The following is a 1,207-nucleotide window of genomic DNA, read 5'->3' on the forward strand; positions in this document are numbered from 1 at the left end:
AAGGAGACACCTGATGAAACGTAAGGGCTTGTATTTTCTGATTGCTTTGGCCCTGGGCGGCGTGGGTGCCGTTCACGCGCAGGACGCGGCCCCGGCGCCGGCGGACAGCGCGCCGAGCATGAGCTCGTCGAGCTACGACGACCGCTGGTATATCGCGCCGACCGTTGGTGGTTATTACAACGACACCGATCGCAACACGAACAGCCGTCAGATTTACTACGGTCTGGGCGTGGGTCGTTTCATTTCGCCGAATGCGTCGATCGACATTTTCGCCGACCGCACCAAGCGTGACGTGGACTCGGCAGTGGGTGGCGGCAGCTGGTCGAACAACAGCTTCGGCGTGGCTGCGCGTTTCTACCGCGGCGACTGGAACGCCTGGCGTCCGTACCTGCTGGCCGGCCTGATGGGCAGCAACCACCACAACCGTGGCGACCAGGGCTTCTCGCCGGCCGCCGAGCTGGGCGTGGGCGTGTCCAAGACGATCACGGACAGCTCGGACGTGCGCATCGAGACGGGCTACCGCTACGACTGGGACAACAAGAGCCAGCCGGCACAGGACGGTTACGGTGACTGGTTCCTGGGCTTCAGCATCGTGTCGCGCTTCGGCGCGCCGCCGGCCGCCCCGGCTCCGGAAGCCGCGCCGGCTCCGGCCGCCCCGGATTGCTCGACGCTGGACAGCGACGGCGACCAGGTGAACGACTGCGACGACAAGTGCCCGGCCACGCCGGCTGGCACGATCGTGGGTCCGGACGGTTGCCCGCAGAAGGTGGTGATCGACCTGCGCGGCGTGAACTTCAAGTTCGACTACCCGAAGAAGGGTCACGTGAAGGCTGACGAGATCGGCAAGGCGCTGGCCGAGCCGAGTGCGGACTCGATCGCGATCCTGGACCAGGCGGTGGACACGCTGCAGCGCTACCCGCAGGTGAAGGTGACGGTGGCCGGTTATACCGACTCGAAGGGTACGGATGCGTACAACCAGAGCCTGTCGGAGCGTCGCGCACAGATCGTGTACGACTACCTGACGGCGCACGGGATTGACGCCAGCCGCCTGGAAGGTCCGATCGGCCACGGCGAGAGCGATCCGGTGGACACGAACGACACGGATGCCGGTCGCGCCCGCAACCGTCGCACGGAGCTACAGGTTCAGCAGTAAGAACCCCCGCAGTACCCATGAAGAAGCCCGGCATCTGCCGGGCTTCTTCTTTTT

At 65.4% G+C, this 1,207-nt stretch carries 1 protein-coding gene; it reads left to right on the forward strand.

The features are described 5' to 3' along the window. Positions 1-13 precede the first annotated feature (13 nt). Complete coding sequence (locus ISP17_RS19485; protein ID WP_404636169.1) at positions 14-1,153, forward strand: OmpA family protein; 1,140 nt, start codon at positions 14-16, stop codon at positions 1,151-1,153. The last annotated feature ends 54 nt before the right edge of the window (positions 1,154-1,207 follow it).

The sequence above is a fragment of the Dyella ginsengisoli genome, assembly GCF_044904665.1.
GTDB lineage: Bacteria > Pseudomonadota > Gammaproteobacteria > Xanthomonadales > Rhodanobacteraceae > Dyella_A > Dyella_A ginsengisoli.

Bases quoted from the DNA above. Each gene is read 5' to 3' on its own strand.
- ISP17_RS19485 (WP_404636169.1), top strand. From the start codon at position 14: ATGAAACGTAAGGGCTTGTATTTTCTGATTGCTTTGGCCCTGGGCGGC.